The sequence below is a fragment of the Streptomyces sp. NPDC047072 genome, from assembly GCF_040643855.1.
Lineage (GTDB): Bacteria > Actinomycetota > Actinomycetes > Streptomycetales > Streptomycetaceae > Streptomyces.
In genome coordinates this window covers 1-26,529 of record NZ_JBEYVC010000097.1, presented here as the reverse complement: position 1 = coordinate 26,529, position 26,529 = coordinate 1, and the positions used below count along the sequence as shown (strand labels likewise).

Annotated in this window: 25 protein-coding genes and 1 pseudogene; 18 read left to right on the top strand and 8 right to left on the bottom strand. The window is 68.9% G+C overall.

Translation table 11 applies throughout. The features are described 5' to 3' along the window. The first annotated feature begins 178 nt into the window (after positions 1 to 178). From ABZ896_RS32515 to ABZ896_RS32505, 3 genes are all read left to right on the top strand, one after another. A complete protein-coding gene (locus tag ABZ896_RS32515; protein WP_360936913.1) occupies positions 179 to 517 on the top strand; it encodes a hypothetical protein in 339 nt (112 codons plus the stop codon). A gap of 61 nt (positions 518 to 578) precedes the next feature. Then, positions 579 to 2,855, top strand: a complete 2,277-nt coding sequence (locus ABZ896_RS32510; protein WP_360936911.1) for a DUF6571 family protein — start codon at positions 579 to 581, stop codon at positions 2,853 to 2,855. Positions 2,856 to 2,955: 100 nt separating this feature from the next. Further along, on the top strand, positions 2,956 to 3,411 hold the full coding sequence (locus tag ABZ896_RS32505) for a hypothetical protein (RefSeq protein ID WP_360936909.1): 456 nt from the start codon (positions 2,956 to 2,958) through the stop codon (positions 3,409 to 3,411). Between the two features lie 30 nt (positions 3,412 to 3,441). Here the strand turns inward: ABZ896_RS32505 and ABZ896_RS32500 are convergent. The 4 genes and pseudogenes from ABZ896_RS32500 to ABZ896_RS32485 form a co-directional block, all read right to left on the bottom strand. Continuing rightward, positions 3,442 to 3,779, bottom strand: a pseudogene (locus ABZ896_RS32500) (ATP-binding protein); the annotation flags it as partial. A 498-nt stretch (positions 3,780 to 4,277) separates the two neighbouring features. After that, positions 4,278 to 5,570, bottom strand: a complete 1,293-nt coding sequence (gene mycP, locus ABZ896_RS32495) for a type VII secretion-associated serine protease mycosin (RefSeq protein WP_360936907.1) — start codon at positions 5,568 to 5,570, stop codon at positions 4,278 to 4,280. Between the two features lie 88 nt (positions 5,571 to 5,658). Beyond that, the gene (locus ABZ896_RS32490) at positions 5,659 to 7,050 is read right to left on the bottom strand and encodes a hypothetical protein (RefSeq protein WP_360936905.1); all 1,392 of its coding nucleotides are present in this window, start codon (positions 7,048 to 7,050) and stop codon (positions 5,659 to 5,661) included. Next, positions 7,043 to 7,375, bottom strand: coding sequence for a hypothetical protein (locus ABZ896_RS32485; protein ID WP_360936903.1), 333 nt, complete (start codon positions 7,373 to 7,375; stop codon positions 7,043 to 7,045). Before ABZ896_RS32485 ends, ABZ896_RS32490 begins: the two co-directional genes overlap by 8 nt. Positions 7,376 to 7,666: 291 nt before the next feature. Here ABZ896_RS32485 and ABZ896_RS32480 point away from each other — a divergent pair, with 291 nt between their 5' ends. The 4 genes from ABZ896_RS32480 to ABZ896_RS32465 are packed head-to-tail and all read left to right on the top strand — an operon-like array spanning position 7,667 to position 11,767. Continuing rightward, the gene (locus ABZ896_RS32480) at positions 7,667 to 8,149 is read left to right on the top strand and encodes an SseB family protein (protein WP_360936901.1); all 483 of its coding nucleotides are present in this window, start codon (positions 7,667 to 7,669) and stop codon (positions 8,147 to 8,149) included. Next, positions 8,146 to 8,730, top strand: coding sequence for a hypothetical protein (locus ABZ896_RS32475; protein WP_360936899.1), 585 nt, complete (start codon positions 8,146 to 8,148; stop codon positions 8,728 to 8,730). The genes ABZ896_RS32480 and ABZ896_RS32475 overlap by 4 nt, the downstream gene beginning before the upstream one ends. Then, a complete protein-coding gene (locus ABZ896_RS32470) occupies positions 8,730 to 10,727 on the top strand; it encodes a putative T7SS-secreted protein (RefSeq protein WP_360936897.1) in 1,998 nt (665 codons plus the stop codon). Before ABZ896_RS32475 ends, ABZ896_RS32470 begins: the two co-directional genes overlap by 1 nt. Next, positions 10,724 to 11,767, top strand: coding sequence for a type VII secretion system-associated protein (locus tag ABZ896_RS32465; RefSeq protein WP_360936895.1), 1,044 nt, complete (start codon positions 10,724 to 10,726; stop codon positions 11,765 to 11,767). Before ABZ896_RS32470 ends, ABZ896_RS32465 begins: the two co-directional genes overlap by 4 nt. Before the next feature lie 9 nt (positions 11,768 to 11,776). Here the strand turns inward: ABZ896_RS32465 and ABZ896_RS32460 are convergent, their stop codons facing one another. After that, the gene (locus ABZ896_RS32460; RefSeq protein ID WP_360936944.1) at positions 11,777 to 12,127 is read right to left on the bottom strand and encodes a DUF192 domain-containing protein; all 351 of its coding nucleotides are present in this window, start codon (positions 12,125 to 12,127) and stop codon (positions 11,777 to 11,779) included. Between the two features lie 79 nt (positions 12,128 to 12,206). Between ABZ896_RS32460 and ABZ896_RS32455 the strand changes: the two genes are divergently transcribed. The 11 genes from ABZ896_RS32455 (at position 12,207) to ABZ896_RS32405 (ending at position 22,838) form a co-directional block, all read left to right on the top strand. Further along, complete coding sequence (locus ABZ896_RS32455) at positions 12,207 to 12,800, top strand: dihydrofolate reductase family protein (protein ID WP_360936893.1); 594 nt, start codon at positions 12,207 to 12,209, stop codon at positions 12,798 to 12,800. Positions 12,801 to 12,828: 28 nt separating this feature from the next. Further along, entirely contained in the window at positions 12,829 to 13,776 is a 948-nt protein-coding gene (locus tag ABZ896_RS32450; RefSeq protein ID WP_360936891.1) for an LLM class flavin-dependent oxidoreductase, read from the top strand. 61 nt (positions 13,777 to 13,837) lie between these two features. Further along, positions 13,838 to 14,632 carry a methyltransferase domain-containing protein gene (locus tag ABZ896_RS32445; protein ID WP_360936889.1) on the top strand — a complete coding sequence of 265 codons (795 nt, stop codon included), beginning with the start codon at positions 13,838 to 13,840 and terminating at the stop codon, positions 14,630 to 14,632. A gap of 580 nt (positions 14,633 to 15,212) precedes the next feature. After that, complete coding sequence (locus ABZ896_RS32440) at positions 15,213 to 15,986, top strand: isoprenyl transferase (RefSeq protein WP_360936887.1); 774 nt, start codon at positions 15,213 to 15,215, stop codon at positions 15,984 to 15,986. Positions 15,987 to 16,311: 325 nt separating this feature from the next. After that, positions 16,312 to 17,637 carry a PhoH family protein gene (locus ABZ896_RS32435; RefSeq protein ID WP_360936885.1) on the top strand — a complete coding sequence of 442 codons (1,326 nt, stop codon included), beginning with the start codon at positions 16,312 to 16,314 and terminating at the stop codon, positions 17,635 to 17,637. Between the two features lie 381 nt (positions 17,638 to 18,018). Next, positions 18,019 to 18,720, top strand: coding sequence for a transglycosylase SLT domain-containing protein (locus ABZ896_RS32430; protein WP_360936883.1), 702 nt, complete (start codon positions 18,019 to 18,021; stop codon positions 18,718 to 18,720). An 80-nt stretch (positions 18,721 to 18,800) separates the two neighbouring features. Beyond that, entirely contained in the window at positions 18,801 to 19,475 is a 675-nt protein-coding gene (locus ABZ896_RS32425; protein ID WP_360936881.1) for a lytic transglycosylase domain-containing protein, read from the top strand. A 133-nt stretch (positions 19,476 to 19,608) separates the two neighbouring features. Next, positions 19,609 to 21,006 (top strand): AI-2E family transporter, encoded by a 1,398-nt coding sequence (locus ABZ896_RS32420; protein WP_360936879.1) that lies wholly within the window; start codon positions 19,609 to 19,611, stop codon positions 21,004 to 21,006. 154 nt (positions 21,007 to 21,160) lie between these two features. Next, complete coding sequence (locus ABZ896_RS32415; RefSeq protein ID WP_360936877.1) at positions 21,161 to 21,979, top strand: MarR family transcriptional regulator; 819 nt, start codon at positions 21,161 to 21,163, stop codon at positions 21,977 to 21,979. Positions 21,980 to 22,003: 24 nt separating this feature from the next. Beyond that, positions 22,004 to 22,405: a roadblock/LC7 domain-containing protein gene (locus ABZ896_RS32410; RefSeq protein WP_360936875.1), complete on the top strand. Its 402-nt coding sequence runs from the start codon at positions 22,004 to 22,006 to the stop codon at positions 22,403 to 22,405. A 4-nt stretch (positions 22,406 to 22,409) separates the two neighbouring features. Beyond that, positions 22,410 to 22,838: a hypothetical protein gene (locus ABZ896_RS32405; protein ID WP_360936873.1), complete on the top strand. Its 429-nt coding sequence runs from the start codon at positions 22,410 to 22,412 to the stop codon at positions 22,836 to 22,838. A gap of 21 nt (positions 22,839 to 22,859) precedes the next feature. On the opposite strand, the gene ABZ896_RS32400 is transcribed toward ABZ896_RS32405, so the two are convergent. From ABZ896_RS32400 to ABZ896_RS32390, 3 genes are read right to left on the bottom strand one after another with little or no spacing between them, the layout of a single operon-like run. Further along, positions 22,860 to 25,175 (bottom strand): FtsX-like permease family protein, encoded by a 2,316-nt coding sequence (locus ABZ896_RS32400; protein ID WP_360936871.1) that lies wholly within the window; start codon positions 25,173 to 25,175, stop codon positions 22,860 to 22,862. Further along, positions 25,172 to 25,858 carry an ABC transporter ATP-binding protein gene (locus tag ABZ896_RS32395; RefSeq protein WP_360936869.1) on the bottom strand — a complete coding sequence of 229 codons (687 nt, stop codon included), beginning with the start codon at positions 25,856 to 25,858 and terminating at the stop codon, positions 25,172 to 25,174. The genes ABZ896_RS32400 and ABZ896_RS32395 overlap by 4 nt, the downstream gene beginning before the upstream one ends. Continuing rightward, positions 25,855 to 26,379, bottom strand: a complete 525-nt coding sequence (locus ABZ896_RS32390; protein WP_360936867.1) for a PadR family transcriptional regulator — start codon at positions 26,377 to 26,379, stop codon at positions 25,855 to 25,857. Before ABZ896_RS32390 ends, ABZ896_RS32395 begins: the two co-directional genes overlap by 4 nt. Between the last annotated feature and the right edge of the window lie 150 nt (positions 26,380 to 26,529).

The window sequence follows — 26,529 nt, the reverse complement described above, 5'->3', positions numbered from 1 at the left end:
GGGCCGGAGTCGTCTGTCGGCATGCCGAACCGTTGACGGGCTCGTGGTCGAGGTCCTTTCCGACCGGAAATCGATCCCGTTGCTCCAGTAGGGTGAGCGGCATAAGCAGGCTTCTGCGCATGGTGTTTTCGTGATTCTCTGCCCGTTGCGGCGGAGAACGGATACGGGGGACTGGGGTATGTCGGGCGGAACAGACATCGAGGATCCGGCGGCGCTGCATCGAGCGGGTGCCGGCGCCGGTGAGATGGCGGGCCGTACCCGCACCACCGGTGCTCATCCGGTGGACGAGACCCGCTCGGCGTCCAAGGACTTCGGCAGCGGCAACTGGGACGGCGGTCTCGGCGGTGCGCTGGCCGGCCTGGCGGAGCAGTGGTCCAGCCAGGTGTCCGCGCTGGCGACGAAGTGCGACGGCCTCTCGCGTCAGTGCGGCGGCTCGGGCTTGCTCTACCAGAGCACGGAGACGGCGAACACGCAGACGATGCGCTCCCTGTCGGGCCGGCCGTCGCCGTTCGGCTGAGCCCGACACGCGCCCGCCACCGCCCATCGCGATCGACACACCACGGGGATCCACCACAGTCATGCCGACGTACGAGCAGCTGTACCACCTCAACCTCAGCAACCTGAAGGCCGCCGCCGACCGCTGGCAGGAGACGGCCACCAAGTTCAAGGGCCTGCACACGGCGTACGCCGACGAGGTCGCGGGGCCGTTCAAGCAGGCCGGCTGGCGCCAACCGGTGTTGACGGCGGCCAAGGCGGAGGGCGATGTCCGTGCGGCACAGGAGGAGTTCGCGGACGCGCAGAAGGAGGCGGAGGGCATCGCGGGTGTCCTCGCCTCCCTCCACACAGACCTGCAGAAGGCGAAGAACGACCTCCATCACCTGGCCGATGTCGAGGCCGGCAAGCAGGAGTTGCACGTCAGCGCCACGGGTGTGGTCACCCCGCGCAACGACCTCTCCCAGAACGTGGGTGCCCGCCACGACCCTGACGGCCAGGCCCTGATCCGGGAACAGCAGCAGGCCTGCGACGCCTTCGCCGCCCGCATCACAGCCGTCCTCCAGCGCGCCGCCGACGCCGACGAGACCGCCTGCTGGGCCCTGCGCCGCGACCTCGGCGGCTACACGGACGACTTCAACTCCAAGGTCGTCACGTCCCTCGACGCCGCCGACGCCACCCACGCGGCCGAGCTGATGAAGAAGGGCGACAAGCTCACCGACGCGGAGTTGACCGAGCTCAACCACCTGATGAAGGCCAACGCGAAGGACCCGGTCTTCGCCACGGACTTCTACAAACAGCTCGGTCAGGAAGGCAGCCTCAAGCTCTACGGTCAGCTCGCCCTCCAGACGTCCGACGCGAGCGACGAGCGCAAGAAGCTGCTCCAGGACATGCAGCGCAACATGGGCAACACGCTGGCCACGGCCACCAACCCGGGCAAGGACCCGCACCTCTCGGAGCAGTGGACCGCCGAGTTCCGCAAGCTCGGCACCCAGCACATCAAGCTGTACCCGGACAGCATGAACGAGGGCCCCTACGGCTATCAACTCCTCGGCGGCATCCTCCGCTACGGCGACTACGACTCCTCCTTCCTCACCCCGATCGCGGAACACGTCACCCAACTCCACGCCAAGGACCCGTACTTCTTCGCGAGCACGAAATCCGACTTCGGCGACCCCCAGTACGGCTTCAACCCCTCCGGCAAGAACGGCGCCGGCTACGACCCGATGAACAGCGTGCTGGAGGCACTGGGGCACAGCCCGCAGGCGGCGACGGACTATTTCTCGCCACCCATGCAGGAATACGCGGAGGACGGCTCCCCGAAGGGCAGTCCCCAGGACACCCTCGATGTCGACGGGTCAACCAACTACCTGGACTACCTCGTCAACAGGGACTACGAGTCCTTCCCCGACATCACGGGGCACGATCCGGACGCCATGGAGAAGTCCGCCACCAACTTCCCGGACTCCCTCGGCCACGCTCTCGAAGCAGCCACGACCGGTCGTCCTTGGGACGGCAGCCCCAACGCCGACTCCGTCCCGCACACAGACGATCAGGCCGTCCTTGCCCGCCAGATCGTGGACAAGTTCGGCGGCGAGGGAGGCCCCGAACTCCTCAACGGCAAGGACGGCGCCCCCTACGAGGCAGCCCGCGACAGTCTGGGCAACATCGCGGCTGAATACATGGGGGATGTGCAGCGAGCCGTGTCCGGGCACGACGATCTGACGGTTTCCGGCGCTTCGGCTGATTTGCAGGCCTCGACCACCGAGCCCTTTCTTGCGGCCGTTGGACAGGATCCCGACGCCTATGCAGCCATCACGGGATCACAGCAGGCTTACACGAGTGGCATGGTCGACAATGTGATCAATGGTGAGTCGAGTTCCACGGTGAGCGACTCCGAGCGGGTCAAACAGGCCGTTGCTCCCGGCTCCATCGTCGCGGGCATCATGAGTGAGGCTCGCGCGGAAGCGATCTTCGAGACTCACCGCGCTAGCGACGCTGACTTCAACGAGTCCGCCGAGACCGCCGGCAAGTGGGTGGGGCGAGGTCTTGGCCTGGCGACCGGGGCGATCAAGGTGCCCGTTGTCGGGGACGTCGCAGGCTGGGCCGTGGAAGACATCCAGGCGGGGGTCATGGAGAGCATTCAGCGGGACACCACCACGGAGGCACGGTACGAGGCTGGACTCGAATACACCGCAGGTAGGGAAAGCACCCAGGACGCGGCGGCAGCAGCCGTCGACCGCGCGACAGCCAACGGTCGCCTGAACCAGGACACGATCGAGGACCTGCGCAAGGCCGCTGTCACCCAGGCGGGAGCGAGTCATTCTGAGGGGTCACAGTGGGAGGATTCGCGTCATGGCTGAGCACCGTAGAGGCACTTCATGGGTACTTGGTGTAGTCGCGATCGTCACTGCCGCACTTATGACTGGTTGTGGTTCAGGCCAAGAGACTCGGGAGTATGCCGTGCCTGCCAAGATGTGCGGCGTTCCGATAGCTGCCAAGCTCGTGGAGTCGCTTCTTCCGCCTGGGAAGTCCATCGATACCGGCACCTCACTGACTGGCCCTGATGACACCCAGAGGTGTGAGGTGACGATCGACGGCGACAGCGCCATCAAGGTCACCGGGCAGCGGTATCCGGATGCACTCGGAGTGAAGGACATTGCCCTGAACTATCTAGGAGTTCCCGCCGACGAACTTGGACAGGCCAACCCCGACGGATCAGTCATGGTGTGGGACTCAGAGATCGTAGGAGTGACGCAGTGCACGGGCTATCCGACGGACGCTGCTGGCCGTAGCACCAAGCGGTATTCCGTCACCATCGAAGCTTCCTACCCCAGGGACGCGAAGAGCCGGCGGGATGCGCTTCAGAACCTCCTCCCGCCGTACCTCGTAGCCGCCGCCCAAGCCTTGGGCTGTTGAGAAGCACTCAAGATCCCGGGCAGGCGTGATCTAGGACCGGGCCAGCTCACACCGTACATAGTTGCCTCGGTTGCCGTTCCTGGACAGCGGCTGCCATCCCCACGGATCGGCACAGGCCCGCACGAGAGCCAGCCCCCGCCCGTTCTCCGATTCTCCGAACAGTCCAAACTCCCGCGGCGGTTCGGGAGGTTCGGGGTCTACGTCCCGAGCGCTGATCCGCAGCACTCCCGCCGACCAGTGGACCCTCAGGCGGTGGGCCCCCGCTTATGGCGTACGGCGTTCGACGTCAGCTCTGCCGCGAGCAACTCCGCAGTGTCTGTCAGACGGATGAGACCCTGCATCGTGAGGATGAGACGGAGGGTATGGCGGAGGAAGCGTTTTCGGGCATGTGGCAGCTCCGGTTCTGTGACGGGGATTTCGGAGAGCTGCGGGTGGCCCGCGGCGGCAATGCCTCAGCCGTCGTAGCAGGACGGAGCGGTGCGCTTCCGGGTCCCGGATCATTCCGAAGCCTGTGCGGCGCAGCCGCAATGGCCCGCCAGGTGCGCGCAGACATTGGCTCAGGCGTCGGTTCCCTGAGCTCTCACCTCCGGCGTGTACTCCACGCCGAGTTCTTGGGCCGCGTCCCGAGCGCGCTGCTCGCGCTCTTCATCGAGAGATTGGAGGGATTGTCCCGCCCCTGCTCGCGAAAAACTTGGCCGTATGTCCCGTGGCGTGGGACAAAGCGGCCAATCGTCGCTCCTGTAGCAGCTGCCGCCGCTTTGCCGTCTCAGACGCGCACCGTTCAACATCGGAGACCCGTTGGTAGAAGCGCGGTACTCGGGCTTCCGCCCCTTGCCCTCCGGGACTGCCGGGACGCGCTTGTGTGCCTACTGTTGGGGCGGCCATTGGCTGTGGGGTGGGGTGGGTTGATGCTGGTACGGGTTCTGCTGCGGCGCCTGGGACTGCTGGCCGTACTGGGGGTAGTTCGTGGGGGATGAAGGACCGTACGTGCCTGCGTTGTTTTCTTTGCTTCGCCGGGAGCGCTTGACGATCAGGAGTACGGCAAGGCCAACAGCGGCGAGCCCTGCGAGGCCGATGACGGACCAGATGATCGCGGACTTCTGGTCGGCCTGTGTCTGGTCGTCGCCGGACGGCGAGGCTCCAGGAGCCGCGGACTGTTCCTTCAGGGACTCGGGGACGGTCAGCGGGCCGTACTTCGAACCGGCCGGGATGTTGTCCTTCAGGGCGGCGAGTGGCTGGATGATGCCGTAGCCGTAGCTTTTGTCCGGGAGAGACAGGCCCTTTTCAGAGTCGGGGAGCACTGCCGTCTTGATGAGGCGGTTGGCGATTTGGCCTGCGGTCAGGTTGGGGAATTTGGAGCGGAGGAGGGCTGCAGCTGCGGACGTGTAGGAAGTTGCGTCAGATGTTCCAGTACCGCTGGTGTAGCCGTTCCCCATCCCTTTTGCGGAAAGGATGTGATCTCCGGGCGCTGTCAGTGATACGAAAACGCCGGAGTTTGAGCCATCCCAGATGGATCCGTCATTCGTTACGGCGCCAACTCCTAGTGCGCCTGGTGACGCAGCCGGATAGCATTTACCGCCTTTATCTGCTTCGTTTCCTGCACCAGCAACCACCAGCGCGTCGTGCTGTACAGCGTATCGAACAGCATCGGATACCATTTGAACTTGTTCAGGGTCACTGGAGTTGAAGCACATTGATACATTGATCACGGATGCGCCATGGTCAACTGCATAGCGAATCGGAACGGAAAGGTTCGGCCCTTTGGTGCTGAAGGATCGGATCGGCAGGATCTTTGCATCTGGCGCCAGACCGATCACGCCGTCGTCCGCCCCATGGCCGTGTGCCGCGATGATTCCTGCCATGGCTGTGCCGTGGTCGTCACCGGCGTCGGGGGTGACGCTTCCCCCGTCCATGAAGTCTTTTCCTTCAAGCACGTTCCCTTGAAGGTCGATATGGTCGGAATTGACTCCGTCATCGATTACGGCGACCGTTACGCCGCTTCCTTTGGAGATCTTCCATGCGGATTCGGCATTGAGTGCTTGTAGCGCCCACTGGTCTTCTCTGATCTGATCTGCCGATACGAGCGGAGCGGAAGCAAGAAGCAGCGCGCCAGCCGCGGTGCCACAGCCCACTGCACGAAGCGCCAGGATGAAGCCCATCCGTATGTGTCCTCTCTGAGGTCGGTGCGGAGACGGGACGAAGCATCTCCGCACCGATCTGTCAGCCGCTGGCGGATCGCGGTGTGGTCTATTCCTCGATGACCCGGGGGGCCACATTACGCTGCGGGGCCCACGTTTCCTCGTCCTCGATCAGGTAGTCGGGACGCTGGCCCTCGCGCTTCTCCTCGTCCTTGGGGCGACCGTTGCGTGCGCCGGGGGCGCCCACTACTCCGCCCTTGCGGACGGCATTGGCTCCTCGCCCTGCGGCGCCACGGCTGCTGTGCAGACCCGACCCACCAGCTGTACCCCGGCCTGTGCCCGCTCCAGCTCGGGGTGTTCCGCCAGAAATGCCGCCTGACTGGCGGGCGGCACCCCCAGGTCGTGCCGCGCTGCCCTCGGCCGCACCAGCACGGCCGGCCATTCCTCCGGCTCCGGTGCGCCCTGCCACGCCACCCACCCCTGGACGACCCATCATCGCTCCGCGAGCGGCTCCAACTCCGGCAACTCCGCCAGTGAAGCCAGCTCCGCCGCCCATGCCGACGCCACCGCTGGGGCCACCCCCGACCGGGCTTCCTCCACCCGCCACCGGTACACCGGTGCGCCCACCCGAGATGCCATCAATCGCCGTGCCCACGTTAGGAGTCGGCGCCGTCGCTTTGTGCTCCCCGCCGGTAATGCCGGACGGCGGAGTGACGGACTTTGGTGAAGCAACCGTGCTTGTACGGGGCGACCGAACGGTACCTGACGACGCATTTTGGGGGCTTCGAGGCGAGTTGGCCGACGGAATGACTACCGGGGTTGGCGTAATGCCGCCAGGGTCGCCGGGAACATCCTGTTGATCTCCGACCGGGGGCACCTTGTTCCACGACCCCATAGCCTTCGCCTGCGAGTTATAGGCCGCGCCCAGCGTCTCCATCTTCGCGGCCATCTTCAGCTGGGCCTCCCGCCCCGCCGACAAGTCGTCGTGGTTGCGGTCGACGACCTCCTGGGCCCCCATCCCCGCCGCGATGTCCTTGTCCGTGCCGGCGTTGCTGCGGGTGAAGCCGTCGCCGGCGGAGTTCAGCATGCTGGAGATCCGGCCCGGCTTCTCCATCGCCAGGACCTCGGGCTGGACCTTGCCCAGGATCGAGCCCGCGTTCGTCATCGCGATCGACGTGTGGCTCGCGTACTTCGCGGTGTCGCCGATGCTCTTGCCGACCTGCTTGGCCTTCCCGGCGAAGTTCTCCGCGGCGGTGCCCTTCCAGTGTTCCTGGATGCGGGCGACCTCCTTCTCGAAGTCGCTCTGGATGGTGAGGAGTTTCTCCGAGAGGCCGGACCAGCCGGCGGCTACGTCGGTCACGGCCTTGGGGTTGGCGTGGCGGACCATGGCCTTCATCTCGTCCATGTTCCTGCCGCCCGCGAAGGGCGTGGTGTGCTTCTCGTTGAAGCAGCGGTTCATCTCGACGTAGTCGTAGTCGATGTACTGGTCGCCCTCAGCCACGGTGCGCCGCCCCCGCGTTCGGGAAGCCCGCCTGCGCCTCGTAGTCCGAATCCTGGTACGCCCCGTGCGCGTACTTCGTCTTCCGGCCGAACTCGTCCATGACCGAGTTCAGGTAACGGACCACGTCCTCGATGTACGTCTTCATCTCGGTGTGGGCGCTCGCGAGCTTGTCCGCCTCGTCGAAGCCCGTTCCGAGGGCGCCGTGCGGGAGGTAGGTGTTGGTCTCGGCGTCCGTGTTCGCCTGGCCGAGTCCCTTGAGGACCTGGTTCAGCGCGGTGACCGTCTTCTCCAACTCGTCGAGATCGACGCTTACTTCCTCCGCCATGCCCTGCTCCCCGTTGTTCCCCGTTGGTTTCGCGCGTAATGCTTCTGAGCTGATCCAACTCTAGTCGCGACCGCACACAGAGCGAACACGGAGCGGTGACCAGCAGAACGCAGCGCCCTCGAACCGCCCTGCTCACAAGGGGGATTCAGCGCGACCCAACCCATGTGCCCTGTTCCGCCACGGCCTTCACGCACGGTACGTCCGTCATCGTGTGTCCCGGGTGGACTGATCCACGATCATCATGATGTGCTTTCGCGCATCACACGTTCAGTCACGAGGTGACCACACCACATGAAGGCGGATACGGGCCGCGGCCCGGTAGCTGGGGCCGGTGTTCTCGAACGGGCCACGTTGACCGCCGAGATCCACGATCTGTACGGCGGCCGGGGCGACGGCGACCGGCTGTTGGCGTCGTTCAGGGCGGCCGCCCTGTACGTGCCTCTCGAAGAGGAGGAACCCATGTGCTCCACCGAGGCGGACGGCGTCCAATGGCTCTACGCCTTCACGTCCACCGCCGAGTTGGAACGCTTCGCGCGCGCTCGCGCCGGGGACGGCACAGACAACAGCCCACGAAGCGGCCGTATCGCCTACTGGACGGTCCTCGGCTCCCGGTTGCTCGACACCGCCGTACCGGCCGCCGTCGCCGGGACCCGTACGCCCACCGGTGTCGCGGTGGACGTCGGTGGCGTCCGCCCGCTCCTCCTGCCTCCCGTGTCCGGGATCGTTCCGGATCCGGTGGCGGTCGGTCTCCCGAGCCGCGAGGATCGCACATGAGCGACGGCTATGGCGCGGACCCCGAAGTCCTCCAGCAGGCGGCCAAAGGCATCAACCAGGCGATCGAGGAGCTGCAGGACGTAGGTCAAGTCGGCGGTGGCGCGGTCGGGTTCGGCTTCGACAGTCTGGCGTTGACCCCGCTCCAGATGGGGCACCCCGGGCTCGCCAAGGCCTTCGGCACCTTCGCGGAGCGGTGGGAGTGGGGGGTGAAAGCGCTGGTCGACGAAGGTAACGCCGTAGCCGGGAAACTCGATCTGTCGGCCGGTTACTACCACGAGGCCGAGGAGTACGGCGTCGGCGTGCTCAAGGACGTCGTCGTCGCCAACTACGGTGCGCCGACCGTCTCCAGCGAGGACGCCGCGAAGATGTCGTGGGGCGAGGTCGGGGCGGGGATCAAGGGCGCCTGGACGCCTGATCTCTCGCAGGAGTCGGCATCCGGGGCCCGGCAGCAGATCGGGCAGACCTGGCAGGCCACTCAGGAGGACCTGACCACCAGCGGTCAGTACGGCACGCAACTGCGCCTCGGCGGCGAGCTCGTGCGGGATTCTCTGGACGCCGTCAGCCCTGAGGACGGCACCTGATGGGCGTACTCGGCGAACTGGGGGATCTGGCCGAGGGCGTCAACCAGGGCATCGCCGACGGAGTCAACGCCGCCGCGGACCTCACCGCCGACGGCCTGGACGAGGTCGGGCTGGGATCCGTAGGAGAAAAGGTCCGGGACGGCGCGGAGTACGTCACCGGCGCGACCGGTGCCGTGGTGCCCGAACGGGAGCTGGGGGAGAGCGACCAGCCGGGCGAGCTGATCCACGGCTCCACCGGGGACATCGAGGAGACGGTCCGGCACCTGAAGGCCTTCGCCACCGCCTTCGAGAACACCGGGCAGGCGCTGAAGAAACTCGACCCGGGCCACTGGACCGGCACCGCCGCCGAGTCCTTCCGGGAGTCCTTCACCACCCACCCCAAGAAGTGGCTCACCGCCGCCGACGCCTGTACGGCCGCGGCGGAGGCCCTGGCGGCCTACGCGCACACCGTCTCCTGGGCGCGCGGTCGGGCGGCCGAGGCGATCGAGGAGTGGCGCGCGGCGGAGGCCGAGAGTTCCGCGGCCCGGCAGCGACACGACCAGCAGGCCTGGGAGTACCGGCAGTATCAAATCAACCTGTCGCTCGGCGGCACGCCTCGTCCCGGAGCGCAACTCCCCACCGATCCGGGGGACTTCGTGGACCCGGGAGCGGCGGGGCGCGAGGTCGCCCGGGAGATCCTCCAAGACGCCCGCCACACCCGGGACTCCGCCGCCGAAACCGCCACGGCCAAGGTGACCGGTGCCTTCGAGGCGGCCCCGGCCGAGCCCGGCACCCTGACCAGACTCACGGCCACCCTCACGGACGGCTTCAAGGGCGCCAACCTGGAGCTCGAACACTTCGCCGGAGGCTTCGTCAAGGGCGGGACCGGGCTGATCCGCATGGTGCGGACGGTCAACCCGATGGACCCGTACAACCTCACCCACCCCGCGCAGTACGTGCAGAACCTCTCCGTCACCGGCATGGGTCTGCTCACCTCCGCCAACCACCCGGTGCGCACCGCCAAGTCGCTGGTCGGCTCGGGCTGGTCCAGCGATCCTGCCGAGGCGTTGGGGACCCTCACCTTCGACCTCGCCTCCGACGTGGTCACCGGCGGCGCGGCGACCGGTGTGGGCGTGGCCCGCCGCACGATGACCGCGGTCGCGGAAGACGCCGTGGAGACGGCGGCGGAGCGGGGCGTCCGAGAGGCGGTGGAGACGGCGGCCGACCCCGTCAGGACGGCGGGCAAGAGCGGCGCCCTCCCGGACGGCTGGACTCACCCCCACACAGCGGATCCCGCGGCCGACGCCGCCAAGGACGCCACACGCGGCAAGTGGGACCCTCCGTCCTCCGGCGACGCCTCACCGGTTCCGGGAACAGGCACGAAGACCCCCGACCCGCGACCGGACACACCCACGGACTTCGACCGGCACAAGTCGGCGATGGCCGAGATCTCCGACGGCACGGTCACCTTCCGCAGCAACGTGGGCGCCGAACATTACGGCGCCAAGCACTGGAACGACTACGCGGAGAGCCTGCCCGACGACCTGAAGGCGGCGGTGTACGACTACACGGGCCCCGAACATCACCGCATCAACGGGTTCCTGCGGCAGGGCGAGGGCAGCTACTACGACACTCCGGCGGTTCGTGAGCACGTGGAGCGACTCGACAAGGCCCTCGCCGGGAACCCGCTTCCCGAGGACGTCGTCGTCAGCCGGGGGACGGGTCTGGAGCACTATCTGGAGAAGATGGGTTCCCAAGAACCCAGGAACATGATCGGCGAGAAGTTCACGGACGACGCCTTCATGTCCACCTCGCTGGGAGACCCCGTGTTCACGAACAAGGACGCCGTCCTCCATCTGCGGGTGCCCAAAGACACTCCGGGTCTGTACGTGGAGAAGTTGGGCCGCTACGGCGCCCAGGAGCGGGAACTGCTGCTCGGACGCGGCAACGAGTACACGATCACCCACGCGTTCCAGGATGCCCGGGGCAAGTGGCAGATTTACGGAGAGATCCATTGACGAGTGAGCAGCACAGGCCGCAGGAGCACTCCGAGGAGAGGCCCTTCTCCCGCCTGGCGGAGGACCTGCAGGTACGGCTGACCGGCGGTCCGGACGACTACAAGCACAAGGCCGAAGGGCCCGTGCAGTACGTCCTGTTGGCCAACATGGAGGGGATTCTGGGGGCCCTGTTCGCGTCGGACGCGGAGGGCGCCGTCGACATGATCACGCGCCCGGAACTGGATCCTGACGCCAGCAACTCCGGCGTCTTCTGGCTCAAGTTGCGGCGATCCGCGAAGCAGCGAGGACTCGCTCCCACCGAGGCGTTGGCCGAGATGGCTCGACAGGAGGGCGGTTACCCGCTGCCGGGGCGGGTGCTGCCCGGGTCCTGGCAGGAGGCTCCGAATTACGCCGCCCTCCGACGGGAGATCGTGGGCGACGGCAAGAAGGACCCGAGCCCGCGCGACCTCAAGATCCACGTCTACCCCGTCTTCCCCTTCCGCGCCCGCTACTTCAGCGAACCCGAGGTGACCGGGGAGATGCGGGTCTCCGCGCGGCGCCGGCCGGGCAGGGTCATCTACGCCATCGACCCTGCCTACAACCCGCACGGCGAGGTCCCGGACCACGCGAAGCTGGGCGGCTGGGTCATCGACGAGAACGGCGAGATCGAGGACGGTCTGCGCTACAACCCGGACTACCGGCCCAGCCTCGCCGCGCTGCGCTGGCGTGCTCCGGAGAACGAGCCGGAGCGAGCGCTGCAGGCCCTCTGGCTCCGGCAAGTCGACCATGACGTGTTTCTGAACGCCTTGCGAGCGGCCACCCTGCTGGTCGCCGTCGAGGCGGACGGTACACAGCTCCGCTTCCGCGCGCGCGACGACGGTGACCGCGATCTGGACGTGTACACCAGCTCCCACTACCTCCCGGACGGCACGCACGTGCGGCCGATGAACGGAGGGGAACTCGCCAAGGGCCTGCACGGCTGCTACCTGGCGGTCAACACCGGCAGCGACCCCGGCATCCGGTTCCCGGCCTCCGAACTTGCCCTCAGCGCCTTCGGCTGACCACACCGGTCATCCCGCAACGACCTCCACCGTCACCCCCACCCGAACCCCCCACCCCTCCATCACCCCGGCCTCCGCCTCCAGTACATGGCGTGCTCGGAGGCGGGGGAGGCCCAGGCGGCCCGGCCTCATCGTGCGGACGGCGACGACCCGCAACCCCCGGTCCAGATAGGCGACATCGATCGGCATCCGCATCCGGAAGGTGTGGACGCTGTTCGCGGGGGAGAGGAGGAGCGCTCCGGCGATGGCGTCACGGCCGAGCAGGCCCCTGGTGCGGGCGCGGTAGGACGCGGCGATCTCCAGGGGCACGGACACCCCGTCCACGACCAGCACTCCCCGCCCGTCCCGCCAACGCCCCATACCGAAGCCGCCTCCCAGCCGTACCGACGCCCATAGGTTAAAGAGGAAACCCACAAGACCACGCGAGAGGTGGCCGACCATGCGGAAGATCGTCCTGATCATGTCCGTCTCCCTCGACGGGTACATCGAGGCGGACGGCCGCGACATCAGCTGGCATCGGGTGGACGACGAGCTGCACACCCATATGAACGACATGGTCGGGCGTCTCGGCGGCCTCCTCAGCGGGCGCGTGACGCACGAGCTCATGGCCGAATACTGGCCCACCGCCGACGAGGCCCCCGACGCCTCCCCGATCGAGGTCGAGTTCGCCCGGATCTGGCGGGACATGCCCAAGGTGGTCTACTCCCGCACGCTCACCCACGCCGACTGGAACACCGAGATCGTGCGGGAGGTCGTACCGGAAGAGGTGCGGGAGCTGAAGGCGCGGCCCGGTGGGGACCTCGGGCTCGGCGGGGCCGCGCTGGCGCGGGAGTTCCTGCGGCTCGGACTCCTCGACGAGATGCGGATCTACGTCCATCCCGTGCTCGTCGGCAGCGGCACCGCGCTCTTCCCGAAGCCCGACGCCGGAGATGGAGCCGGAGCCGGAGCCACCGACCTGACCGCGCTCCGCCTCCTGGAGTCCCACACCTTCGGCAACGGCGTCGTCCTCCTGCGGTACGCGCTCGACAAGTAAAGCCGTACCGCCTGGGTAGGAACGCCCCATGACCGGACTCGGCGCTGTCTTCCGTCCGCAACTCCCGCCCGAGCGGCTGCGAGCGGTGGCCCGTCTCGCGGACGAGAGCGGGCTCGAAGAATTGTGGCTGTGGGAGGACTGTTTCCGGGAGGGCGGGATCTCGGCCGCCGCGGCCGCGCTCGCCTGGACCGAACGGGTGCGGATCGGCGTCGGCCTGCTGCCGGTGCCCCTGCGGAACGTGGCGATCACCGCGATGGAGGCGGCCACCCTGCACCGGATGTTCCCCGGCCGCGCGATCCTCGGCGTCGGACACGGCGTCCAGGACTGGATGGGCCAGGTCGGCGCGCGCGTCGAATCGCCGGTCACGCTGCTGGGGGAGCACCTCGTCGCACTGCGGGCGCTGCTGCGCGGCGAGCGGCTGACCGTCCAGGGGCGCTACGTCACCCTCGACGACGTCGGCCTCGACTGGCCGCCCGAGAGCCCGGTCGAGGTGCTGGCCGGCGCCACCGGACCGCGCTCACTGCGGCTGTCCGGCGAGGTGGCCGACGGCACCGTCCTCACCGCGAGCACCCCACCCGAGGGCGTCGCCCGGGCACGCCGCCTCATCGACGAGGGACGAGCGGCGGCGGACCGTACCGATGCCCAGACGCCCGATGCCCACAGGGCCGATGCCCGCAAGGCCGATGCCCGCAAGGCCGACGTCCACACGACCGACGCCCACAGGATCGTCGTCTACCTCCTCACCGCCACCGGACCAAACGCCCCCTCCCGCCTGCGCGCCGAACTCGCCGCCGAAGGCCTCGCCTCCGTCCCGGACCTCGGTGTCGCCGGGGACGCGGGAGCCGTCGCCAGGGCTGTCCAGCGCCTCGCCGACGCGGGCGCCGACACCGTCGTACTCCAGCCGACCGGCGACGAACCGGACCCGGAGGGCTTCGTACGGTTCGCCGCGCAGGAGGTCCGGCCCCTGGTGCCGTGACCGCCGCCCCCGCCCGGAAATTCGGCTGCATCCACCCGCACACCCTTGCGACGATCACCCCATGAAGCAGCCTACGCAGCACCGCGCCTTCGAGGGCCTCGTCGCCGAGGGCGCCGCCGTCCCCACCGAGGGCTGGGACTTCTCCTGGTTCGAGGGGCGGGCCACCGAGGAGCGGCCCTCCTGGGGGTACGCGCGCTCGCTCGCCGACCGCCTCGCCGCGGCCACCGCCGCGCTGGACGTCGACACCGGCGGCGGCGAGGTCCTGGAGTTCGCGCTCGGGGCGGCCTCCCGGGCGCCCGTGCTCGGCGCCGCCACCGAAGGCTGGCCTGCGAACGTCGTCAAGGCCACCGAGCTGCTGCGCCCCCGCGGTGTCGTGGTCGTCGCCGTCGCGCAGGACGCGCCGCTGCCGTTCGCCGACGGCACCTTCGACCTGGTCAGCAGCCGCCATCCGGTCAGTCCCCGGTGGGCGGAGATCGCGCGGGTGCTGCGGCCGGGCGGTACGTACTTCGCGCAGCACGTCGGGCCGCGCAGCGTCTTCGAGCTCGTCGAGCATTTTCTCGGGCCGCAGCCGGCGGGGCAGAGCGGCGACCGGCACCCCGACCATGAGCGGGCCGCGGCCGAGGCCGCCGGGCTGGAGGTCGTCGACCTGCGGGCCGAGCGGCTGCGCGTGGAGTTCCACGACATCGCCGCCGTCGTCCACTTCCTGCGCAAGGTGGTGTGGATGGTGCCGGGGTTCACGGTCGAGGGGTACGCGCGCCAACTCCGGTCCCTGCACGAGCGGATCGAGGCCGAGGGCTCCTTCGTCGCCTACAGCTCACGGCACCTGTTCGACGTCCGCAAACCTGAGAGCAAATAGGGCAACCTTCATATCGCTCTCCTTTTCACCCCATACATCCATGATCTTTACAGGGTGTCCACATTGTTATCCCAGGCGGCTCGAACCATGCCCTCATCGCGCGTAGATTAAAGGCGAGGCAATTCGCGCCAGCAAAGCTGCGCGGCGGCACCGCGCAGAGGAGGGGGCTGCGCGGTGCCGCGCCCACCCGGACGGACTCTCCGGCGTCAAAGAAACGTTCCGACCGGCGTTCACCCACCCGGGCGAAGCACTCGGCCCCTGGAATCCGCTGTGATTCGGCCACGAAACCCCTGTGAACAGGCCCGCGAGCGACCATCACGGCGTTGTTGCCCGACTGCGGAGAGTAGTTGTGGCACGCCGATGCACGCAGCATCACTTACGAAGGGTTATGGTGGAAACCCCCCCTCGGGCCGGTCCGTATCCCCCCCCACGGACCGGCCCGTTTTTTCATGAGCCGGCGAGGGCGCGACCGGCCCCCACGGACCCGCACCCGCCCAAGCCCCCGAGACCGCCCCCGCATTGGGCGCCCGGTACCCTTCTCAGCGCGGGGACCGCATCCGCACGGAGGGGCGACAATCACGTGAACCTGCGCGACAAGCTGCGCGGCCTGCTCGTCAGGCTCTACGCACGCCGGGTGGAAGGCCACCTGGACCACGCCCAGGTGCCCAAGCACATCGGCGTCATCGTGGACGGCAGCCGGCGCTGGGCGAAGGCCTCCGGCTCCAGCCCCGTCGACGGCCACCGCGCCGGTGCGGAGAAGATCGAGGAGTTCCTCGGCTGGTGCACCGAGACGGACGTCGAGGTCGTCACCCTCTGGCTGCTGTCCACGGACAACTTCAACCGCCCGCCGGAGGAGCTCGGCCCCCTCCTCGGCATCATCGAGGACGTCGTCCGCACCCTCGCCGCCGACGGCCGCTGGCGGGTCCACCACGTCGGCGCCCCCGACCTGTTGCCGTCCCCGATGCAGACCGCGCTGAAGGAGGCGGAGGAGTCCACCGCCCACGTCGACGGGATACTCGTCAACGTCGCCATCGGCTACGGCGGCCGCCAGGAGATCGCCGACGCCGTACGGTCGATGCTGCTGGACGCCCATGACAAGGGCACCCCGCTGGAGGAGCTCGCCGAGTCCGTCACCATCGACGCGATCAGCCGGCATCTCTACACCAGCGACCAGCCCGACCCCGACCTGGTGATCCGCACCAGCGGCGAGCAGCGGCTGTCCGGATTCATGCTGTGGCAGTCGGCCCACTCCGAGTACCACTTCTGTGACGTCTTCTGGCCGGCCTTCCGCAAGGTGGACTTCCTGCGCGCCCTGCGCGACTACGCGGCGCGACACCGGCGTTACGGCGGCTGAGCGCAGCCGAGCACAAACCGCGCGGAGTACCCCGTTTGGGGCTGTTGTAACAAGGAGTTCACCAGCGCGCCGCTATTTGTGCTGGCATGGCACCGCATGTTCGAGGGCATAAGCCAAGCAGGTCGACACCCGAACCACGGGTGTCGGATCTCAGCGGACGGCACGGGGCCGTCCGCCCGGGAGGCCCTTTGCACCAGCCTTGCCGTGCGGTCTCAGCACGGAAGAAGCAGTGGAGGGCCGGTTCCCGGCCCGTGCAAACGGGCCGTCGACCGGTCCAGCTCCACTCCGTCGCTCCCCGACCTCATCCGAGGGGGTACGTCCTTCCGTGGTGACCAGCACAAAGCGCCGTATGCCTGACCGGCGCACCTATGTTCTCGACACCAGCGTCCTGCTGGCCGACCCGAACGCCCTGAGCCGCTTCGACGAGCACGAGGTCGTGCTCCCCATCGTCGTGGTCACGGAGCTGGAGGCCAAGAGGCACCATCCCGAACTCGGCTACTTCGCCCGCCAGGCCCTGCGCCTGCTGGACGAGTTCCGGGTGAAGTACGGTCGCCTCGACGCCCCCATCCCGATCGGCGAACTCGGCGGCACCGTCCGTGTCGAGCTCAACCACTCGGACCCCAGCATCCTGCCGACCGGCTACCGCCTGGGGGACAACGACTCCCGCATCCTCGCGGTGGCCCGCAATCTGCAGGCCGAGGGGTTCGACGTCACCGTCGTGTCGAAGGATCTCCCGCTCAGGATCAAGGCGTCCTCGGTCGGTCTCCTCGCCGAGGAGTACCGCGCCGAACTCGCCATCACGGACTCCTCCGGCTGGACCGGGATGTCCGAACTGACCCTGCCGGCCGAGCAGGTGGACATCCTCTTCGAAGAGGGCCATGTCCACGTCCCGGACGTCTCCGACCTCCCGGTGCACACCGGCCTGACGATCCACTCCGAGCGCGGCAAGGCGCTCGGGCGCGTGACGGCCGAGGGCAACATCCGGCTGGTGCGCGGCGACCGTGAGGCCTTCGGCATCAAGGGGCGCAGCGCCGAGCAGCGGATCGCGCTGGACATCCTGCTCGACCCGGACGTCGGGATCGTGTCCATGGGCGGCCGGGCCGGCACCGGCAAGTCGGCGCTCGCGCTGTGCGCGGGGCTGGAGGCGGTCCTGGAGCGCCGTCAGCACCAGAAGGTCATGGTCTTCCGTCCGCTGTACGCGGTCGGCGGGCAGGAACTCGGTTATCTGCCGGGCTCCGAGTCCGAGAAGATGAGCCCCTGGGCGCAGGCGGTCTTCGACACGCTGTCCGCGGTCACCAGCCGCGAGGTCATCGAGGAGGTCACCGCGCGCGGGATGCTCGAGGTCCTGCCGCTCACCCACATCCGCGGCCGTTCGCTGCATGACGCGTTCGTCATCGTGGACGAGGCCCAGTCGCTGGAAAGGAACGTCCTTCTCACCGTTCTGTCCCGAATCGGCGCGAATTCACGGGTGGTTCTCACCCATGACGTGGCACAAAGGGACAATCTCCGCGTAGGGCGCTACGACGGTGTCGTCGCCGTGGTGGAGAAGCTGAAGGGGCATCCGCTCTTCGCGCATGTGACCCTGACGAGGTCCGAGAGGTCCCAGATCGCGGCCCTTGTGACCGAAATGCTCGAAGACGGCCAAATCTGAGGTAGTACACGCCCGTTGGCGCCGTCCGGAAAGGTCAAGAGCCTAGCCGGGCGGCGCTTTCGTGTGGCGCGGTTTCTCGAAATCCCTGGGGTCAAACGGGATGTGAGCTTTCACACGCAACTCAGAATTGCCACCCGGCGTCCGGTTACGGCAGAGTCTCACTCCTGTCAGGCCCCGCATACGACACACCTGTACCCCCAGCGGTGCGGAACCACAGCAACACCACGCTCAACTCCATAGTCGACGTCGTATGCCGCCCGAGCATCACGCGGCGCTCCCCGCTGGGGAGTTGCCCACCGGGCCCGCGCCTCCCGTGACCCCGTTAGTTGGGAGGCCAGTGCCAGGGGCAGATTGCGTCCGCCAGGGTCACCGAAGCGGGCGATGCTGGAAGGAAACCGTGTGAGCCCGATTTCGGTCCGGGGATTCGCAGTGGCCTCCGCCACCGCGGTCACCGCTGTCGGAAGCGTCGTCGGAGTCGCCTCCGGCAGCGTCGCGCAGCCGAACGACGCCGAGGCGACGGCAGCCGACACGACGCTCCTGGCGGACATCCCCGCGGGTGAGCAGGCTCAGGTGCAGACCGCGTCCCTCACGCAGCAGGCCGACTACCAGGCCATCGCCGCGGACGCGAGCGCCAAGAAGGTCGCGGAGGAGTCGGCGCGCAAGGCCGCCGCCAAGACCGCGGTCCAGAAGAAGGAAGCCGCCGAGAAGGCGGCCAAGGAAGCCAAGGAGCGCGCCGAGGCCAAGGAAGCGGCCTCCCGGGACGCCTCCAGCTTCCCCGTGCAGAGCTCGTACACCATCGAGCAGATCCAGGCGATGGCGCGGTCGATGGTGCCGAGCGGGCAGTTCCAGTGCTTCAGCAACATCGTGGACCACGAGTCCAGCTGGAAGTACACCGCCGTCAACGCCTCGTCCGGCGCCTACGGTCTCTTCCAGGCGCTGCCGGGCTCGAAGATGTCGTCGGTCGGTGCCGACTGGCGGACCAACCCGGCCACCCAGATCAAGTGGGGCCTCAACTACATGGACAGCCGGTACGGCAGCCCCTGCGAGGCCTGGTCCTTCTGGCAGGCCAACCACTGGTACTGAGTCCCACCCGCGGCCCGTGCCGCGCCCGCTCTTTCGTCTGACGCACTCTCTCATCTGACGGCACTGCAGAAGGAACTGGTGTGAGCCGGAATTCGGCACGCGGATTCGCCGTGGTCTCGGCCACGGCGGTCACCACGGTCGGTGCCGTCATGGGCGTCGCGCAGGCGGGCACCGCCCAGACCGCGGACGACGCGGCGACGACGGCGAGCGACTCGACGCTCCTCGCGGATTTACCGCTGGGTGAACAGGCCCAGGTGCAGACGGCCTCGCTGACCCAGCAGGCCGACACCCAGGCCGTCGCCGCGGACGCGAGCGCCAAGAAGGTCGCGGAGGAGTCGGCGCGCAAGGCCGCCGCCAAGACGGCGGTCGCCAGGCAGCAGGCCGCCAAGGAAGCCGCGGCGAAGGCGAAGCAGGAGAAGGAGGCCAAGGCGGCCTCCGCCAGCTACCCGCAGCAGGCCTCGTACACCGTCGCCGAGGTGCAGGCGCTGGCCCGGCAGATCGTGCCGAGCGACCAGTTCCAGTGCTTCAGCAACATCGTGGACCACGAGTCCACGTGGAACTACCGGGCCCAGAACCCCTCGTCCGGCGCCTACGGCCTGGTCCAGGCGCTGCCGGGCTCGAAGATGTCGTCGGCCGGTGCCGACTGGCAGACCAACCCGGCCACGCAGATCAAGTGGGGCCTGAACTACATGAACGTTCGGTACGGCAGTCCCTGCGACGCCTGGACCTACTGGCAGGCCAACGGCTCCTACTGAGCCGGATCCGCCGCCACCGCTCAACCTCGCGCAGCCCCTCCCCGTCCTAAGGGGAGGGGCTTTCGCCCTGTACGGTCGGATCGGACGACTCCAGGGAGGAGTGGTGAGGGGCAACGGGGGAAGAGGACGGATCATGTCGCGAGTGCCAGGGTGGCTCGGTCGGCTCGGGGCCCGGCTGACCGAGATGGGAGAGCGGTTGGACGAGCGCCGCGCGGAGGTGGCGCGCGAGGAGGCCGAGGCCGAGCCCCGGTCCGCCCGTGAGAAGCCCGGCCGCGACAAGCCTGACGGTGAGAAGCCCGACGGTGAGAAGCCCGTCCGCAAGCGCCAGGCTTCCAGGCCCGCCGACCGGCCGGCCGCCGTCCTGGTGCCCCGTCCCGACCCGGCGCAGGCCGTGCCGTGGGGGGTCCGGGTCGCCGCCGAGGCCGGCTGGCGGCTGCTGATCCTCGCGGGCACCGTCTGGGTGCTGATGCGGGTCATCAGCGCCGTCCAGCTCGTCGTCTTCGCCTTCGTCGTCGCCCTGCTCATCACCGCGCTGCTCCAGCCGACGGTCGCCCGCCTGCGGCGCCACGGCGTCCCGCGCGGCCCCGCCACCGCCCTCACCGCGATCCTCGGCTTCGTCGTCATCGGGCTGATGGGCTGGTTCGTGACCTGGCAGGTCATGGAGAACATCGACACGCTCTCCGACCAGATCCAGAACGGCATCGACGACCTGCGCAACTGGCTGCTGAAGAGCCCCTTCCACGTCACCGACAAGCAGATCAACCAGATTGCCAAGAACCTGCGCGAGGCGGTCGGCGCCAACACCGACCAGATCACCTCGTTCGGCCTGGAGGGCGTCCAGGTCGTCGTCGAGGCCCTCACCGGCATCCTCCTGACCTTCTTCTCGACCCTCTTCCTCCTCTACGACGGCCGGCGCATCTGGGAGTGGAGCCTGAAGCTGGTCCCCGCGGCCGCCCGCCCGGCCGTCTCCGGCGCCGGACCGGCCGCCTGGCGCACCCTGACCGCCTACGTCCGCGGCACGGTCCTGGTGGCCCTCATCGACGCCGTCTTCATCGGCGTCGGCATCTACTTCCTCGACGTGCCGATGGCCGTCCCGCTGGCCGTCTTCATCTTCCTGTTCTCCTTCATCCCGCTGGTCGGCGCGGTCGCCTCCGGGGCCCTCGCGGTGGTCGTCGCGCTGGTCACCCAGGGCGTGTTCACGGCGGTGCTGACGCTCGCGGTGGTCCTCGCCGTGCAGCAGATCGAGGGGCACATCCTCCAGCCGTTCATCCTCGGCCGCGCGGTCCGCGTCCACCCCCTCGCGGTGGTCCTCACGGTCGCCGCGGGCGGCATGGTCGCCGGTATCGGCGGCGCGGTGGTCGCCGTACCCCTGGTGGCGGTCACCAACACGGTGGTGGGCTATCTGAAGGCGTACGCCGAGGAGGACCAGGACGCCGAGGACGTACCCCCCGAGGACGACCCGGAGGACTCCGCGGACCCCGAGGACTCCGCCGACCCGCCGGAAAAACCCTCACCCGATTCGGTCAAATGAGCGCCGAACAAGCTGTTTTGAACAGCCGGTGAACGCAACTTCCGTCAACTAACGGCAGCTCGGAAATCCCCGGCCGGAATATGCGCCCGGACTGATACACATTCCTCCCTCAGCGCTACACGTCAAGCGTGTGTGCGAGACGGCGAGGGGTGGGATGTCGGGCTACGAGCACCTGGCACGGGCCCTGGCCGCGTGCGGGCGGGACGGGTTCACCGGCGAGCTGCGGGTCGTCGGCAGCCCCGGCGGGATCTTCCACCTGGGGGACGGCCGGGTGGTCGCCGCCGAGTCGCCCGGCGCCCCCGGCCCCGAGGCGCTGCTGCTGCGCTCCGGGCGGGTCAGCGGCGAGCAATGGGCGGAGCTCGTACGGGAGTCGGGCGGCTCGCGCTGGCCGGCCACCGCCCTCATCGCGCACGGTTACGCGGGCGCCGCCCAACTCCGGGTGGTGTGCGCGATGGCGCTGCACGACGCCGCTTTCGCGATCGCCGCCGGCCGGGTCGAGGAGTGCGAACGCGTCGTCACCGCCGAGCCGTTCGCCCAGCTCCCGCTGGGTGAGCCGGTGTCGAAGCTGATGCAGGACGCGGCCCGCAGGCTCACCGCCCTGACCGCGCTGCCGCACCCCGTGCACCCCGACCGGGAACGGCCGGTGCGCGTGGGGACCGAGGACGGGCTCAGCATCCTGCGGCGGGAGCTGTTCACCCACGCCGACGGCCGTTGCACCGCGCGGGATCTCGCCTTCCGGGTCGGGCGAGGCGTCTACATCGTCACCGTCGAGGTCTCCCGCATGCTCCATGAGGGGCTCCTGGTCTGTGTCGAGGAGCCCGATCCCATCCCGGTCCGGGTGATCCCCGACGGCCAGGCACTGCGGCAACGGGATCCCGTACCCATGGAGTCGGCTCCGCCCCGGGAACGCGCCGATCTGCCGCGCCGTAAACCAGGAAACTTTTTCCGCCTCCGAAACGGAACGCCGAAATGAAGAAGAGATAGGGGAGTTGAGTACATGGATCACAAAGCCCTGGCGCTGGAAATGCGCGGGCTGCGCGAACAGGTCACCGGTATCACCGACACCGCGGTCGCCGCCGCGGACGGGCTGCTCATCGCCGCCGACACCGCCGACTCCATCGACCCGGAGGGGCTCGCCGCGCTCGCCGCGGCCGGGCTCGGCCTCGCCCGGCGCACCGCCGAGGCGACCGCCCGCGGCTCCCTGCGCCGGACGGTGACGTACGGCAGCCACGGCTGTGCCGCCTTCTACGCCGTCGGCGACACGGCGCTGATGGTCGTGCTCGGCGACGAGGGCATCGACGTGGACCACCTGCACCGGGCGACCCAGCCGGCTCTGCACCGCATCGACCTGATCCTCGCCGGCGAGGCCACCACCGAGAAAGCACCCGAAGGAGTCTGAAGGGATGGCGACGAAGCGCATGACCCCAGGTTTCTCCGACCAGGTGATGGGCCTGGTCAAGGCACTCCGTACCGATGCCCCGGACTGCGTCGCCTCCGGCGTGGTCGACATGTCCACCGGGATGCTGCTGTCGTACGAGACCGTCGACAACCACCCGCCGGAGGTCCTGGACCTGCTGGCGGGCGCGACCCTCGACCTGTTCCAGGGCCGCACCGTCGTGATGATCGAGGACGTCTTCAAGGAGCGTCGCGGGAGCGCCAGTGACAACCACTTCTTCCAGGAGATCCTCGTCAACAGCGAGAACCTCACCCACCTGTTTGTGCGGCTGGTCGAACAACAGGACGTCGTGGCCGTCGTGGTGTGCCGCAAGTCGGTCAACGTCGGCATGCTGTTCGCCCAGGTCCGGCGGGTGGTGAAGGAGTACAGCCTCTGAGCGGGCCCCGGCTGCGGGCGGTCACTCCGTCCGCAGCCCGTCCGGCCGCATCAGCCGCAGCAGCGGCGGCAGGCTGAGCAGGGTGACGACGAGGACCACCGCGGCGCCCACGCCCGTCATCGACAGCACGCTCGGCCAGTCCACCGCCACCGGAGTGGCCGTCATCCGCAGCAGGACCGCGCCCAGGGTCAGCCCCACCACCGAGGCCAGCAGCAGGCCGAGGGCGACCGGGATCGCCGTCTGCCAGAGCACCGACAGGCTCAGGGTGCGGCGCCGGGTGCCGAAGGCGACCAGCGAGGACAGCAGCTTCCTGCGTTCGCGCAACTGCTCCAGCTGGGAGACCAGCAGACTCGCCCCGATCAGCGCGAGGACACAGGCGGCGCCGACGAACAGGCCGGTGCGGATGGCGTCGTAGTGCTCGTCGCGGCGCAGGCTGTACCAGGTGTTCGGTTCGCTCAGCGGATCGATCCGGGCGGCCGTGTTCCGTACGTAGTCGGGCGCGTCCGCCACGGCCGGGTCGAGCCGCAGATACAGCTGGCCGGGCAGCGCGCCGGCGACCTCGGCGGGCAGGGCGCTCGGCGTCAGCAGGAACCCGCCGCGGCGCTGCCCGGTCGGGTCCTCCACGGACTGCGCCTGCTTCAGCGCCGGTACGGTCCAGGGCGCGAGCTTCGAGCCGTCGCCGTCGTCGGAGAGGTCGAAGTAGAGCGTCCGGCCGGTCTTGGCCAGCGTGGGCGTGTCGGTGTCGTTCTCCCCGCCCCACACCATGAAGGTGTCGCCGTCGTGGCAGGAGGGCAGCGTGGCCACCGCGCGCAGCGACGCGCAGTCGCCCACGGTCACCTGTGAGGCGAGATCGCTCTTCCGGGGGCTGACGTAGGAGTCGGAGAAGGCGTAGACCTTCCGCACGCCCTCGGTCGAGGCGAACTCCTTGGCGACGGCGGCGGACGAGGTCCCCGCGTCCACGTCGACCTGCATCTGGGCGAGCGAGGTGTCGTACCCCGTGTCGCTGGTGTACTCGCCCTCCACGCCCGCGAAGAGCATCTGCAGGGCGATCGCCCCGGCCACCGCGACCGCGATGCCGTTGACCATCCTGGCCGCCGTACCGCTGCTCAACTGGAGCCTGCGCACGGCCAGTTGCCAGGAGAGGCCGCCCGCGCCCAGGCGGCCCACGACGGTCTCCATGACCCACGGCAGCAGCGCGGTCACGCCGATCAGCAGCAGGATGACCCCGCCGATGACCAGGTACTGGTTGAAGTCGCCGTCCCGGCGGCCCTGTCCGACCATCGGGGCGAGCAGGCCGAGCCCGGCCACCGGCAGCAGCAGCCGCCACCACAGGCGGCGCCGTGCGGGCTTCGCCGCGCGCACCACGCCCAGCGGCTCGATGACCACCCCGCGCAGCGCGAAGAGCGTCACCAGGACGGCGGACGCGGGGACCGCGAGGGCGACCAGCAGGACCAGCAGCGGCGAGGGGTTGAGATAGCTCGGGAACACGCTGACGTCGAACACCTCGACGTGGCCCGCCGCCTGACGGCCGATCAGGAAGAAGACGGTGCCTAGGACCAGTCCGAGCACCGAGCCCGCGAGGGCCTCACCGGCCGCGATCCGCCGGGTCGAGCGGCTGTCGGCGCCCACCAGGCGCAGGGCCGCGAGCCGCCGGTCGCGCCGCTCGCCGCCGAACCGTACGGCGGCGGTGATGAACACGGCGACCGGCATCAGCAGCACCACGAACACCACGAGGACGAGCAGGACCAGCACCGGGTCGGACTCCTGGTCCGTCGGATTCGGGTCCCCGAACCGGTCGACACGGGTGATGTGGCCGCCGTTGACCCCGTGGGCCGCGAGTCCGGTGGCGCCCCGGTACAGGGAGAGCTCGGTCGGGCCGACGAGTCCGTCCTCGCCGATGGTCCCGACGATCCGCTGCGGCAGCCGCTCCCGCAGCAGCTTCCCGTCGGGGGACTCCAGCAGCTTCTTCAGCGCGGGGGAGACCACCATCTCGCCGTCCGCCGGGAACTTCGTCAGCCCGGGCGGCAGCGGTGCCTTCGGGCCCTCCGGCTCCAGCGCCCGGCCGCGGATGTCGAGATCGCGGAAGGTCGTGCCCGCGTTGGCCACCAGGAGCGTGTTCGCGCCCTTGTGCGCGAGGGGCTTCTGGTAGAGGTCCGTGCGGGCCGACTCGTGGTCGTCCCGGGCCGCCAGCGCGCTCGGTATCGCGGTCGTCAGCAGCAGCAACGCCACCCCGAGCCCGACCCCGACCGCGGTCAGCAGCGCCCGGACCCACCCCTCGCGTCCGCCCGCGAAGGCGAACCGGACCCCCATGCCGAGGTCCCTGGACCACTGCTTCATACGGCCCGCTCCATGTCCCGGGACTTCCCGTCCCGTACGACGATCTCGCGGTCGGAGTACGCGGCCACCCGTGCCTCGTGCGTGACCAGCACGACGGCCGCGTTGGTGGCGCGGGCCGCCTCGGTGAGCAGCTCCATCACCCGCTCACCGTTGAGGGAGTCGAGCGCGCCGGTCGGCTCGTCCGCGAACACCACCCGCGGGCTGGTGACCAGCGCCCGGGCGACGGCGACGCGCTGCCCCTGGCCGCCGGAGACCTCACCCGGCCGCTTCTTGCGGAGGTCGTCGACCTCCAGGCGCTCCATCCAGCCGAGCGCGGTCCGCTCGGCCTCCTTGCGGGAGGTGCCGTTCAGCCGGAGCGGGAGCGCCACGTTCTCGACGCAGGTCAGCTCCGGCACCAACTGGCCGAACTGGAAGACGAACCCGAACTCGGAGCGCCGTAGCGCACTGCGCTCCGCGTCGCTCATCGTGGCCATCTCCCGGCCCGCGTACCGGATCGATCCGGAGTCGGGCGGGACGATCCCGGCGAGGCAGTGCAGCAGCGTCGACTTTCCGGACCCGGAGGGGCCCATCACAGCGACGACCTCGCCGGGGTGGATGGAGAACTCGGCGCCGTCGAGCGCGACCGTGGGGCCGTACTCCTTGCGCAGCTCGTCGGCGACGAGCAGGGAACCCGCGGGAGTCACTTGACCACCACCTCCGCGAGCCTGTCGAGACGCGCCGCGGTCAGCTCCAGCCAGCGCAGGTCGGCCTCCAGATGGAAGAGGGCGTGGTCGCAGATCAGCTGGTCGGCGAGGTCGCCCTTGCGCTTGCGGTCGGTGAGGATGCGCATCATCCGCAGGTGCTCGGAGCGCTGGGCGTCGAGGATGTCGGTCGCGTCGCGGTGGGTGAGCAGCGCGAGGACGATCTTCGTGTAGAGCGTGGACTGGAGATACGGCTCGGGCTTCTCGGGCGTCGCGAGCCACCGCTGTACGTCGGTGATCCCGGCGTCCGTGATCGCGTACCGCTTGCGCTCGGGGCCGCCGCCGGGCTCTATCCCGTCGACCTCGACGAGCCCGTTCTTCAGCAGGCGCGACATCGTCGAGTAGACCTGGCCGTAGTGGAGCGGCCGGTCGTGACCGAACTTCTCGTCGAAGGCCCGCTTGAGGTCGTAGCCGTGGCGGGGGCCGGACTCCAGGAGCCCTAGGAGGGTATGACCGATGGACATGGGGAGGACTATACATGCCATGTATACGCCGTGTGTATAGAACCTCCCGGCCCGTCCGGCGATTGAGGACGAGGCCCTTCAGGCCGATGGGGGTCTGGGGGCCCAACGCCCAGGGCGGCTATCTGCACGTCGACCGGCTCCGCCTCGACC

What these genes read in the sequence shown, in the direction of transcription:
- ABZ896_RS32400 (WP_360936871.1), bottom strand. Translation starts at nt 25,175, where the DNA reads ATGAAGCAGTGGTCCAGGGACCTCGGCATGGGGGTCCGGTTCGCCTTC.
- ABZ896_RS32415 (WP_360936877.1), top strand. Translation starts at nt 21,161, where the DNA reads ATGTCGGGCTACGAGCACCTGGCACGGGCCCTGGCCGCGTGCGGGCGG.
- ABZ896_RS32475 (WP_360936899.1), top strand. Translation starts at nt 8,146, where the DNA reads ATGAGCGACGGCTATGGCGCGGACCCCGAAGTCCTCCAGCAGGCGGCC.
- ABZ896_RS32510 (WP_360936911.1), top strand. Translation starts at nt 579, where the DNA reads ATGCCGACGTACGAGCAGCTGTACCACCTCAACCTCAGCAACCTGAAG.
- ABZ896_RS32420 (WP_360936879.1), top strand. Translation starts at nt 19,609, where the DNA reads ATGTCGCGAGTGCCAGGGTGGCTCGGTCGGCTCGGGGCCCGGCTGACC.
- ABZ896_RS32390 (WP_360936867.1), bottom strand. Translation starts at nt 26,379, where the DNA reads ATGTCCATCGGTCATACCCTCCTAGGGCTCCTGGAGTCCGGCCCCCGC.
- ABZ896_RS32470 (WP_360936897.1), top strand. Translation starts at nt 8,730, where the DNA reads ATGGGCGTACTCGGCGAACTGGGGGATCTGGCCGAGGGCGTCAACCAG.
- ABZ896_RS32445 (WP_360936889.1), top strand. Translation starts at nt 13,838, where the DNA reads ATGAAGCAGCCTACGCAGCACCGCGCCTTCGAGGGCCTCGTCGCCGAG.
- ABZ896_RS32460 (WP_360936944.1), bottom strand. Translation starts at nt 12,127, where the DNA reads ATGGGGCGTTGGCGGGACGGGCGGGGAGTGCTGGTCGTGGACGGGGTG.
- ABZ896_RS32515 (WP_360936913.1), top strand. Translation starts at nt 179, where the DNA reads ATGTCGGGCGGAACAGACATCGAGGATCCGGCGGCGCTGCATCGAGCG.
- ABZ896_RS32480 (WP_360936901.1), top strand. Translation starts at nt 7,667, where the DNA reads ATGAAGGCGGATACGGGCCGCGGCCCGGTAGCTGGGGCCGGTGTTCTC.
- ABZ896_RS32405 (WP_360936873.1), top strand. Translation starts at nt 22,410, where the DNA reads ATGGCGACGAAGCGCATGACCCCAGGTTTCTCCGACCAGGTGATGGGC.
- ABZ896_RS32450 (WP_360936891.1), top strand. Translation starts at nt 12,829, where the DNA reads ATGACCGGACTCGGCGCTGTCTTCCGTCCGCAACTCCCGCCCGAGCGG.
- ABZ896_RS32430 (WP_360936883.1), top strand. Translation starts at nt 18,019, where the DNA reads ATGCTGGAAGGAAACCGTGTGAGCCCGATTTCGGTCCGGGGATTCGCA.
- ABZ896_RS32485 (WP_360936903.1), bottom strand. Translation starts at nt 7,375, where the DNA reads ATGGCGGAGGAAGTAAGCGTCGATCTCGACGAGTTGGAGAAGACGGTC.
- ABZ896_RS32410 (WP_360936875.1), top strand. Translation starts at nt 22,004, where the DNA reads ATGGATCACAAAGCCCTGGCGCTGGAAATGCGCGGGCTGCGCGAACAG.
- mycP (WP_360936907.1), bottom strand. Translation starts at nt 5,570, where the DNA reads ATGGGCTTCATCCTGGCGCTTCGTGCAGTGGGCTGTGGCACCGCGGCT.
- ABZ896_RS32455 (WP_360936893.1), top strand. Translation starts at nt 12,207, where the DNA reads ATGCGGAAGATCGTCCTGATCATGTCCGTCTCCCTCGACGGGTACATC.